Consider the following 11,701-nt stretch of genomic DNA (forward strand, 5'->3'; position numbering starts at 1 on the left):
CACGGGCTGGTTGGCGCCCCGGGTGCTCTGCACCGCCGGCCTCGGCCGATCCGTGGGCAGCTCCAACAGCCGCGGCGCGCCCCCGAGCTGCTTGCGCCAGTACACGAGCTGTTTCTCGAGCCCCTCGCCCTGGAGCTGCTCGCGCTGCCAGGCGGCATAGTCGACGTACTGGATGGGCAGAGGCGGCAACGGCGACGGCTGACCGGCGGAGAACGCCATGTACAGCATCACCACTTCGCGGACGAGCACGTCCATGGACCAGCCGTCCGAGACGATGTGGTGCACCGTCAGCAGCAGCACGTGCTCGCGGTCGCCCAGCTGGAGCAGCAGCGTGCGCAGCAGCGGCCCGCGCGCCAGGTCGAACGGACGGATCATCTCCGCGTCCACCAACCGCTGCGACTCCGCCTCTCGCTCGCTCGCCGGAAGCTCGCGCAGGTCCACCACCCGCAGGGGCAGCCGCGGCGCGGGGAGCACCACCTGGACCGCCTGTCCTTCCTCGCTCTTGAAGAGGGTGCGCAGCGATTCGTGGCGACGCACCACCTCCTCGAGCGCCCGCTCCAGCACCTGGGCGTTCAACGCGCCCTCGACTCGGAGGGCCGTGGGGATGTTGTAGACCGCGCTGCCCGGCTCCAGCTGATCCAGGAACCACAGCCGCTGCTGCGCGAAGGACAGCGGGAAGGACGAGCCGTCGCGCGGCCTCGGGGTGATGGTGGCCTGGGGCGCGGCCTTGCCCAGCTTGCGCAGCAGCAGCTCGCGCTTCTCGGGAGGCAGGGCGGCGAGACGCTTCTGGAGGTCACTCATGGGAGGTCTTCCTGGTCGCCTTCACGGTTTCGGTGTCGGACGGTTCCTCGGATGCGTCTCCGGACCCGGCGAGCTGCGCTTGCACCTCGTCGTCGGAGAGCCCTTCGATTTCCGCCAGCAGTGCTTCGAGCTGAGACTCGTCCACCTGCTCGGCCCGCAGGTCCACGATGCGCGCCGCCAGGCCCGCCACGGTGGGCGTGTCGAACAGGTCTCTCAGCTTCAGGTCCGTCCCGAAGGTGGCGCGGATCCGCGAGATGACCTGGGTGCCGAGCAGCGAGTGGCCTCCCAGCTCGAAGAAGTCATCGTGGATGCCCACCCGCGGGATGTTGAGCAGCTCGGCGCAGATTTTGGCGAGCTGCTCCTCGGTCTGGTTCCTCGGCGCGACGAACGCGTGCTCGTCCGTGGCGGCGGTGGGGGCGGGGAGCGCCTGCCGGTCCACCTTGCCGTTGGGCGTGAGCGGCATCGCCTCCAGCATCACCATGGCCGAGGGCACCATGTACGGCGGCAGCTTGTCGCCCAGCCACCGGGCCAGCTCGGTCTGGGTGAGGAACGGCTCCTCCAGGACGGGCAGCGTGCGCAGGTGCGCGTCCTTCGGCTGCTCGGGGATGAGCCGCCCCTTGTCCGACGGCCGGATGGCGTACAGGTAGCAGAGCTGCGTGCCCGACAGCAGCACGTCCTGATCCACCACCAGCTCGAAGCCCTGGCTCCGCACCAGCTCGGTGATGGGCTCCACGTTCTCCTTCACGTCGATCTCCACCACCATCTGGCGGATGAGGCCCCAGTGCTCCTTCCGGATGCCGGAGAGCACCTGGAGCTCGCTCTTCTCGACGTTGACCTTGAGCAGATCAATCCGCTCCACGCCCTGCTCGTCGATGATGTCCGAGAGCGTGCGCAGCTGCGCGGTGAAGCTCTTCGCCTCGAAGCGCTCCTCCAGCAGCGCATCCGCGTCCTCGCTCAGGCCGGCGAGCTGCTCCGGAGAGGCATTCTCCTGGTTGAGCATGTACGCCTTCACCACCGACTTCTCCGTCTCCGCGTCGGCGTGGAAGCCGCTGAGGAGCGAGAAGCCGGGGAAGAACGTGAACTCGGCGGAGCCCTCCTCGGCCGCGATGCCGCAGTCGAAGACGGTCATGTTCTTGCCGTAGAGCGACGCGTTGATGCGCAGCAGCTCGTTCACCGTCGGGTTGGGCTCGAAGGCGAAGATGCGCGGCGCGTCGCAGATCAGGTTGGCGAAGACGGAGAAGAGGCCGATGTTGGAGCCCACGTCGAAGACGCAGTCGCCGTCGTGCAACGTGACGCCGTGCCGCAGGTAGGCCTGCAGCTCGAAGATCTCCTTGTAGATGTAGTCGGTCTCGTTGCGGTTGAGCTGGGCCACCGCCGCCTTGTTGGGCAGCACGTAGCGCTTCTTGCCCCGCACCGTGGTGGCGCGCTGGAGCGAGGGCACCACGTAGGCCGCCAGCCGGCGATCTCCCGGAGTCACCTCGCGGGCGAGCACCGTCACCTCGCGCACGTCCGGGTGGCGGCGGATGACCTCCTCCACCTCGGCCAGCTCCACGCGGAAGCCGCGGATCTTCACCTGATCATCGACGCGGCCCAGGAACTCCACGGACCCGTCCGCCAGCCGGCGCGCCAGGTCTCCCGTCCGGTAGAGCCGGCCTCCGGGCTCGCTCGCGAACGGGTTGGGGACGAACCGCTCCGCCGTGAGCTCCGAGCGGCCCAGGTACCCGCGGGCCACGCCAGCGCCGCCGATGTAGAGCTCGCCCGCGATGCCCAACGGCACCGGCTGCATGCGCTCATCCAGCACCAGCACCTGCGCGCCCGCGAGCGGGAAGCCCGTGGGAATGTTGGGTCGCGCGGGCAGCCCGGTGACAGGCACCGGCCAGGTGAGCACGCCCACCGTGGTCTCCGTGGGGCCGTAGTGGTTGAGGAGGGCGCACCCGGGCCGCAGCTTCTGGATGCGCTCGATCCACTCGCGGCTCGAGGCCTCGCCGCCCAGCACGAGCAGCTTGCGCGGGATGACCCGCTCGGGCCTGGAGGCCGACATCAGCGCCGCCAGGTGCGAGGGGACGATCTTCAAGCAGTCGATGCCGTGGCGCTCGAAGTACTCGGCGAACGCCTCGGGGCTCGTCACCCGGTCCTTGGAGAGGACGTGGAGGTTGCCGCCCGTGCGCAGCGCGGGGAAGACCATGGTGTTGCCCAGGTCCGCGGCGATGGTGGAGACGGTGGCGAAGCTCGCTCCGGCGGGAGGATTCATCCGCTCCAGCACGGCGGCCGTGTAGCTGCACAGCTGCCGGTGCTCCACGGCCACGCCCTTGGGCCGTCCGGTGGAGCCCGAGGTGTAGATGACGTACGCGAGGTGTCCAGGCCCGGCCTGCGGCGCGGGGTTCTCCGGGCTCTGCTTGCGCGAGATGGTGTCCCACTCGGAGTCCAGGTACAGCACGCGCGCGCCGACCTCGGGGATGGCCTCGGCGAAGTCCTCCTTCGTGAGCACCACCGCGACCTGCGCCTCCTCGAGGATGGCGGAGAGGCGCTCGGCGGGGGTCTCCGGCTCCAGCGGGACGTAGGCGCCGCCGGCCTTGAGGATGCCCAGCACGGCCACCATCAGCTCCAGCGAGCGGTCGAGGCACAGCGCCACCCGGCTGTCCGGCCGCACGCCCAGGGCCCGCAGCCGGTGCGCCAGTTGGTTCGCGCGGCGGTTGAGCTCGCGGTAGGTGAGGGACTCGTCCTCGAAGGTGACGGCGGGCGCGTCCGGCGTGCGCTCCACCTGCGCCTCGAAGAGCTGCGTGAAGCAGGCGTCGTCGCGGAAGCCGGGCCGCGGTCCGCTCCACTCCAGCAACTGACGGCGCTCGCCCTCGGAGAGCAGCGTCAGCTCGGAGAGCCGCGCGTCCGGCCTCGCGGCGAAGCCCTCCAGCAGCGTCTGGAAGTGGCCCGCCATCCTCGCCACGGTGTCGCGGTCGAAGAGGTCGGTGCTGTACTCCCACGTGCAGGACAGTCCGTCCTCGCCGTGCCCCACCACCACGAGGAGATCCAGCTTCGCGGAGTGGGTCTCCATGGGGACGGATTCCAGCGTCAGCCCCGGCAGCGTCAGGGCGCCCGTGGGCGCGTGCTGGAGCGTGAACTTCACCTGGAACAGCGGCGCGCGGCCGTCGTTGCGCGAGGGGTTGAGCGCTCGCACCAGCTCCTCGAAGGGCACCTCCTGGTGGGCATAGGCCGCCAGCGAGGCCTCGCGCGTGCGGGCGAGCAGCTCGCGCACGGTGGGGTCTCCCTCGAGCCGCGCACGCAGCACCAGCTGGTTGATGAAGAAGCCGAGCATCCCCTCCGTTTCGGCGTGGGTGCGGTTGGCGACGTCGGTGCCGATCAGCAGGTCCTTCTGTCCCGAGTAGCGCGCCATCACGGTGTTGAAGGCCGCCAGCAGCACCATGAACGGCGTGGCGCCCTCGCGCTTGCCGAGCGCGTCGAGCGCGTTGGAGAGCGAGCGGGACATCCGGAAGTCATACTGGCCACCGCGCCCGGACATCTCCGTGGGGCGGGGGCGATCCGTGGGGAGCTCCAGCGTCTGGGGCGCGCTGGAGAGCTCCTCGCGCCACCAGGAGAGCTGCCTCTCCAGCTCCTCGCCGCGCAGCCACTGCTGCTGCCACGCCGCGTAGTCCGCGTACTGGAAGGCCTGCTCCGGCAGCGGCGAGGGCCGGCCCGTGGAGAAGGCCTCGTAGAGAGCCGCCAGCTCGCGGATCAGCACCCCCATGGAGCCGCCGTCGGAGACGATGTGGTGCATCGTCAGCAGCAGCACGTGCTCCTGGGGGCCGAGCTGGAGCAGCAGGCCGCGCAGGAGCGGCCCGGCGATCAGATCGAACGGGCGCTGGGCCTCCTCGATGACCGCCCGGCGCATGCGGGCCTCGCGCTCGGACTCCGGTACCTGCTGGAGATCGAAGAACGCGAGGGGTAGGGCGCTGGCCGGAGCGATGACCTGGTGGGGCCGTCCCTCCTCGGCGGCGAAGGTGGTCCGCAGGGCCTCGTGGCGCCGGACGAGCTCGTCGAGGCTGCGCTGCATCGCCGCGCGATCGAGCGCGCCCCGGAGCCTGACGGCCGTGGGGATGTTGAAGGCGCTGGTGCCCGGATCCAGCTGGTCGATGAACCACATGCGCTGCTGCGCGAAGGAGAGCGGCAGCTTGCCGGTGCGAGGGACCCGCTCGAGCGGTGGCGCCTTCGTGGCACTCCCGCTCCGGGTGGCCTCCTCGAGCTTCGCGGCCAGCGCGGCCACGGTGGGGTGCTCGAAGAGCGTGCGCAGGGGTAGCTCCACGCCGAACGTGTCGCGCACCCGGGTCATGGCCCGCGTGGCGAGCAGCGAGTGGCCGCCGAGCTCGAAGAAGTTCTCGTGGCGGCCCACGCGCTCGACGCCGAGCAACGCGGCCCAGGCAGCGGCCAGCGTGGACTCGACCTGGCCCTCGGGCGGGACGAAGTCCGTCCGCGGCGTGAGTCCCTGGGGCGCGGGCAGGGCCTTGCGGTCCACCTTGCCGTTGGGCGTGACGGGCAGGGCCTCCAGCGGGACGAAGGCCGAGGGCAGCATGTACTCGGGCAGCTTGTCCTGGAGGAAGCCGCGCAGCGCGTCGAGGTCCAGCTCCAGGCCGGGCCGCGCCACGACGTAGGCCACCAGGCGCTTGTCGCCGGGCACGTCCTCGCGCGCCAACACCACCGCCCGCTCCACCGAGGGATGGCCGGTGAGCACGGCCTCGAGCTCGCCCAGCTCGATGCGGAAGCCACGCACCTTCACCTGGGTGTCGGCGCGGCCGCGGAACTCGAGCTGGCCATCGGCGCGGTAGCGCACGACGTCGCCCGTCCGGTACAGGCGGGCGCCGGGCCCGGTGCCGAAGGGATCTGGCACGAAGCGCTCGGCCGTCAGCTCCGGGTGGCCGACGTAGCCGCGCGCCACGCCCAGGCCGCCGATGTACAGCTCTCCGTGGACGCCGAGGGGCACGGGCCGCATCCGCTCGTCGAGCACGTAGAGGACGGTGTTCGGGAAGGGGCGGCCGAGCGTGGGCTGCCCGGAGCCGGGCGTGCACACGGTGCTGGTGGCGGCGATGCTCGCCTCGGTGGGCCCGTACTGGTTGATGAAGCGGCGGCCCTTCGCCCAGCGATCCATCAGCTCGGCGGGGCAGGCCTCGCCACCGATCAACACCGTCTCCAGCGTTGGCAGCTCCGCGTCGGGAAGCACCGCGAGCGCCGGAGGCGTGAGGGTCAGCGTGGTGATGCCCTGCTCACGCACCGCCGCGAGCAACTCCGGTCCCACGAGCTGGCGGGCGCTCAGCACCAGCGTGGCGCCGCTGCCCAGGGCGGAGAGGATCTCCTGCACGGAGACGTCGAAGCCCATGGAGGCCCACTGGAGCAGCCGCTGGCCGGGGCGCAGCCCATAGTCCTGGATGGAGCGGCGCACGGTGTTGGTGACGCCGCGGTGCTCGACGAGGACTCCCTTGGGCCGGCCCGTCGAGCCGGAGGTGAAGATGACGTAGGCACCGTGGGTGCCCTCCAGCCGCACGCCGGGGTTGCTCTCCGGATGACGGGCGAGCTCCTCCGCGCCCGAGTCCAGGCACACCACTCGCCGCGCTCCACCGGGGAGGCGGGCCGCGAGGGACGCTTGCGTCAGCACCACGGTGGGGCCCGACACGTCGAGCAGGTACGCGAGCCGCTCCGCTGGCAGGGACGGGTCCACCGGCACGTAGACGCCACCGGCCTTGAGGATGCCGAGCAGGCCGAGCACCAGCTCCGGCGAGCGCTCGACGCTCAGGGCCACGCGCACCTCGGGGCCGACCCCCAGGGCGCGCAGGTGGTGGGCCAGCTGATTGGCCCGGCGGTCGAGCGCGGCGTAGGTCAGGCGCGTGTCACCGGCGAGGAGCGCCAGCGCGTCCGGCGAACGAGCCACCTCGGCCTCGAAGAGCTGGTGGGCACACGGCTCGCCCACGGGCTCGGCACGGGTGTCGTTCCACTCCACCAGCAACTTCCGCTGCTCCTCGGCGGACAGCAGCGGCACGTCGGCCAGGCGCCGCTCGGGAAGGGCGGTGACACCCTCGAGCAGCCGCTGGAAGTGCCCCGCCATCCGCTCGATGGTGGAGGCCTCGAACAAGTCGGTGCTGTACTCGATGAACCCGGCGAAGCCCTCCGCCGTCTCCATGAGGGAGAAAGTCAGCTCGAACGTCGACTTCCAACCCTCCATGTCCACCTGACGCAGGATCAGTCCCGGCGCCGAGAGGGCCGAGGCCGGCGCATTCTGGAGAACGAACATCACCTGGAACAACGGCGAGCGGCCGAGCTGCCTCTCGGGTTGCAGGGCATCCACCAGCTTCTCGAAGGGCAGGTCCTGGTGGGCGTACGCCGCGAGCGTCGTCTCCCGCACCTGGGCGAGCAGCTCCCGGAAGGTGAGGTCCGCCGATGGCCGGCCGCGCAGGACGAGCGTGTTGACGAAGCAGCCGAGCATGCTCTCCAGCTCGGCGTGGCGGCGGCCGGCGATGGGTGTGCCCACGCAGACGTCGTCCTGGCCCGAGTAGCGGCCGAGCAGCGCCTGGAAGCCGGCCAGGAGCACCATGAAGGGCGTCGCGCCGTCACGCTGGCCGAGCGCCTTGAGGGACTCGGAGAGCGCGCCGGGGAGGCGCACGGGGTGGCTCGCGCCTCGGGAGGACGGCACGCCGGGACGCGGGTGATCCGTGGGGAGCTCCAGGGCCGCGGGTGCGCCCTCGAGCTGCTTCCTCCAGAACGCGAGCTGCTGCTCCAGCGCCTCGTCCTGGAGCCACTGCCGCTGCCAGGCCGCGTAGTCCGCGTACTGGAGGCCCGGCTCCGGCAGCGAGGTGGGCTTGCCCGTGGAGAAGGCCTCGTAGAGCGCGGCCAGCTCGCGGATGAGCACGCCGATGGACCAGCCGTCGGAGACGATGTGGTGCATCGTCAGCAGCAGCACGTGCTCGCGCGGGCCCAGCTGGAAGAGGAGGGTGCGCAGCAGCGGCCCGGTGGCGAGGTCGAACGGGCGGCGGGCCTCGTCGTTGGCCCGCGTGAGCATCTGGGCCTCGCGCTCGCCTTGGGGCACGAGCTGGAGGTCGATGACGGTCAGGTGCACGTCCGAGGCGGGGGAGATGACCTGGACCGGTTGACCCTGGTGGGACGTGAACGTCGTGCGCAGGGCCTCATGGCGGCGGACGAGCTCGCCGAAGCTCCGCTCCAGCGCGGACACGTCCAGGGCTCCTTCGAGCCGGACGGCCGCGGGGATGTTGTAGAGGGCGCTGCCCGGCTCGAGCTGGTCGAGGAACCACAGCCGCTGCTGGGCGAAGGACAGGGGCAGCGGGCCGCCGCGAGGAACGGAGACGAGCGGTGGCGCCTGGAGGGCCCGTCCGGCGCGCTCCACCTTCGTGGCCAGGGTGGCCACGGTGGGGTTCTCGAACAGCGCGTTCAGCGGCAGCTCCACCCCGAACGTGGAGCGGACGCGGGAGATGAGCTGGGTGGCGAGCAGGGAGTGGCCACCGAGCTCGAAGAAGTTGTCGTGGCGGCCCACGCGCTCGACGCCGAGCAGCGAGGCCCAATCCGCGGCCAGCGCGAGCTCGACTTCGCCCTCGGGGGGGACGAAGGCCGACTGCGGGGAGAGCCCCTCCGGAGCGGGCAGGGCCTTGCGGTCCACCTTGCCGCTGCTCGTCAGGGGCAGCACGGGCAGGGAGACGAAGGCGGAGGGCAGCATGTACTCGGGGAGCTGCTCCTTGAGGGCCGCGCGCAGACTGGCCGTCTCGAGGCTCTGGCCCTCGTCCGGGACGAGGTAGGCCACCAGTCTCGGCTGGCCCGGCGAGTCCTCGCGAGCCACCACCACGGCCTCGCGCACGGAGGGGTGATGGAGGAGGGCGGCTTCGACCTCGCCCGGCTCGATGCGGATGCCGCGCACCTTCACCTGGGCGTCGGCGCGGCCGAGGAACTCCAGCTGTCCATCGGAGAGGAAGCGGACGCGGTCACCGGTGCGGTAGAGGCGAGCGCCGGGCTCGGCGCTGAAGGGGTGGGGGAGGAACTTCTCGGCCGTGAGCTCCGGGCGGCCCAGGTAGCCGCGCGCCAGTCCCACGCCGCCCACGTACAGCTCTCCGGGCGCACCGGCCGGCACCGGCTGGAGCAGACCGTCCAGGACGTAGAGCTCGACGTTGGGGAAGGGCCGGCCGATGGTGATGCGCTCGGAATCCACCGGGCCGCTGATGCTGGCGCAGACGGTGACCTCGGTGGGGCCGTAGGCGTTGAGCAGGGTGCGGCCCTTGCTCCAGCGGCGAGCGACGGCGGGAGGGAGCGCTTCGCCCGCGGAGATGAGGATCTCCAGCCTGGGCAGGCCCTCCTCGGAGAGCTGCGCGAGGACGGAGGGGGTGAGCGTCACCGCGGTGATGGACTGCTTCTCCAGCAGCGTGCGCAGGGGCACATCCGGCAGCAGTCCCTCGCGAGGAGCGAGGACGAGGCAGGCGCCGGCCAGGAGGGTGGAGAAGACCTCGCAGACGGAGGCGTCGAAGGCGGGAGAGGCGAACTGGAGGACGCGGCTGTCGGGACGGAAGCGGTGGGCGGTGACGGCGGCCAGGGCGGTGTTGCACAGGCCGCGGTGGGCCAGCAGCGTGCCCTTGGGCGTGCCGGCGGAGCCGGAGGTGTAGAGGACGTAGGCGAGGCTGTCCCCGGTGGCGCTGGAGACCGGAGCGGTGCCGGGCTGGAGCGCGATCCCCTGTGCGTCGCTATCGAGGCACACGAGCTGGGCGCTGGTGGGCAGCTCGTCGGCGATTCGCTCCTGGGTGACGAGGACCGAGATACCGGCATCCGCCAGGATGAACGCCAGGCGCGCGGCCGGGTATGAGGGGTCGAGCGGGACGAAGGCGCCGCCAGCCTTGAGGATGGCGAGCATGGCCACGGGCACCTCGAGCGAGCGCTCGAGGCACAGGCCCACGCGCGTCTCGAGGCCCACGCCGAGCGAGCGCAGGTGGTGCGCCAGCCGGTTGGCCCGCTGGTCCAGCTCTGCGTAGGTGAGGACCTCTTCAGCGAAGGCAACGGCGGAGGCGTGGGGCGTGAGCTCCGCCCGGGCCTCGAAGAGCCGATGAGCGCATGCCTCGCGCGGCAGCTCCTGTCGAGTGCCGTTCCACTCCACCAGCAGTTGCCGCTGCTCCTCGCCGGACAGCAGGGGCAGCTCCTCCAGCCGCTGCTCGGGATGGGCGGTGATGCCCTCCAGCAGCCGCTGGAAGTGCCCCGCCATCCGCTCGATGGTGGAGGGCTCGAACAGGTCGGTGCTGTAGTCCCACGTGCACGAGAGGCCGTCCGCGGTCTCCATCAGCGAGACCACGAGATCCAGCCGCGCCGCGCCCGACTCCACCTCCAGCGGCGTCAACGTCAGCCCCGGAAGCTCGATGGCGGGCATCGGCGCGTTCTGGAGGATGAGCTTCGTCTGGAAGAGCGGCGCATGGCCGCCACCGCGCTCGGGGTTGAGCTCCCTCACCAGCTCCTCGAAGGGAAGATCCTGGTGGGCGTAGGCCGCGAGTGCCGTCTCCCGCGTGCGGGCGAGCAGCTCGCGGAACGTGGGGGCGTCGTCGAGGCGTCCGCGCATCACGAGCTGGTTGATGAAGAAGCCGATCAGCCCCTCGGTCTCGGCGCGGGTGCGGTTCGCGATGTCCGTTCCGACCAGCACGTCCTGCTGCCCGGAGTGGCGGGCGAGCAGCGCCTGGAAGGCGGCCATGAGCGTCATGAAGAGCGTGGCACCCTCGCGCCGGCTGAGTTCCCTGAGTGCCTCGGTGAGGGCGTAGGGCAGGGGCCGGGAGTGCCGCGCGCCCCGGTACGTGGGCATCGCCGGGCGGGGATGATCCGTGGGCAGCTCCAGCCGCCGGGGAGCCCCGTCGAGCTGCTGCTTCCAGTACGCGAGCTGCGTCTCCAGCGCCTCGCCTTGCAGCCACCGCCGCTGCCAGGCCGCGTAGTCCGCGTACTGGAGGGCCGGCTCGGGCAGGGGGGAGGGCCGGCCGGAGGACAGGGCCTCATAGAGCGCCACCATCTCGCGGATGAGCACGCCCATGGACCAGCCGTCGGAGATGATGTGGTGCATCGTCAGGAGCAGCACGTGCTCCCGCTCCCCGAGCTTCAGCAGCGAGGTGCGCAGCAGCGGGCCGCGGGCGAGATCGAACGGCCGCCCCGCCTCCTCGCGCGCGAGACGCCGCGCCTCCTCCTCGCGCGCGTCCGCGGGCAGGTGCTGGAGGTCCATCACGGCCAGGGACAGCTCGGAGGCCGCGAGGGGAACCTGCATGGGCCGCCCCTCCTGGCTCCGGAACGTCATCCGCACCGAATCGTGGCGGCGGACGAGCTCACCGAAGCTGCGCTGTAGCGCCTCGGCATCCAGGTGGCCCTCGAAGCGGACGGCCAGCGGGATGTTGTAGAAGGCGCTGTTCGGCTCGAGCTGGTAGAGGAACCACAGGCGCTGCTGCGCGAAGGACAACGGCAGCTCGCCCGAGCGCGACACCGGCTCCAGGGGCGGTGCCCGCAGGCTCTGGCCGGCCTGGACGGCGGTGTCGATCCTCGCGGCCAGCACGGCCAGGGTGGTGGCCTCGAAGAGCTCGCCGAGGGGCAGGTCCACTCCGAATGTCTCACGGATGCGCGAGATGACCTGGGTGGCGATGAGCGAGTGTCCGCCCAGCTCGAAGAAGTCGTCCTGACGGCCGACCTTCTCCAGGCGCAGCACCTGGGCCCAGATTCCCGCCAGCAGCTCCTCGGTGGGCGTGCGCGGCGGGCTGAAGGTGTCCTGCTCCGAGCGCAGGCCATCCGGAGTGGGGAGGGCCTTGCGGTCCACCTTGCCGTTGGGAGTGAGGGGCAGGGCCTCGAGCACGACGAAGGCCGAGGGCACCATGTACGCGGGCAGCTTGGACTCGAGGACGCGGCGCAGCTC

General features: G+C 71.4%; 2 protein-coding genes. Both read right to left on the bottom strand.

Translation table 11 applies throughout. The annotated features are described in order from the left end of the window. Window positions 1-801: condensation domain-containing protein (locus tag ACJ8AN_RS28475; RefSeq protein WP_407758644.1), on the bottom strand; the 801-nt coding region annotated here is incomplete at its 3' end. Then, entirely contained in the window at window positions 794-11,698 is a 10,905-nt protein-coding gene (locus tag ACJ8AN_RS28480) for an amino acid adenylation domain-containing protein (protein ID WP_407758645.1), read from the bottom strand. The genes ACJ8AN_RS28480 and ACJ8AN_RS28475, both read right to left, overlap by 8 nt. Window positions 11,699-11,701 lie beyond the last annotated feature (3 nt).

The sequence above is a fragment of the Archangium sp. genome (assembly GCF_045802675.1).
Classification (GTDB): domain Bacteria; phylum Myxococcota; class Myxococcia; order Myxococcales; family Myxococcaceae; genus Archangium.